The 463-nt window shown below is 66.1% G+C and carries 2 pseudogenes; both read left to right on the top strand.

What is annotated here, in order from left to right:
- Positions 1-137, top strand: a pseudogene (locus ABGA94_RS04985) (efflux RND transporter permease subunit); the annotation flags it as partial.
- A gap of 224 nt (positions 138-361) precedes the next feature.
- Positions 362-463: pseudogene (locus ABGA94_RS04990) on the top strand (AraC family transcriptional regulator); the annotation flags it as partial.

A 463-nucleotide genomic window follows, 5' to 3' on the forward strand; every position in this document is an offset into this window, starting at 1 on the left:
AGAACGAGAAGGATGCGGTGGATTCGGTGTTCTCCGTGCAGGGCTTCAGCTTCGCCAGCATGGGCCAGAACGCCGGCATGGCGTTCGTCAAGCTGAAGGACTGGAGCGAGCGTGACGCCAACAATGGCGTGATGCCGAGGCGCGCATCGAGACCTCGCGCGCGCGGCGCGAAGAGGCCGCCGACGCGCTGAACACCGCGCAGGCTGCGGTCTACCAGGTCGGCAGTACGCTGGCGCGCCTGGAACAGCAGATCCAGCACCAGCTCGCCGGAGGCCAGCTGCGAGGCGAAATACAACCGCACCACCGCGCCCACGCTCTGCTGCACGTACGGCGTATCGTCATCGACAAGGGTTTCGATGAAGGCCATCGCATTGCCGGCGCGGAGATGCTCGAGGCGGACATTCCCGCCGTGATCGCCGTGCCTGGCCAGATCAGTCAAGGCGTCTGCCTGCGCGCCGATGAG

Source organism: Stenotrophomonas sp. 3diitr2024 (genome assembly GCF_042136455.1).
Lineage (GTDB): Bacteria > Pseudomonadota > Gammaproteobacteria > Xanthomonadales > Xanthomonadaceae > Stenotrophomonas > Stenotrophomonas sepilia.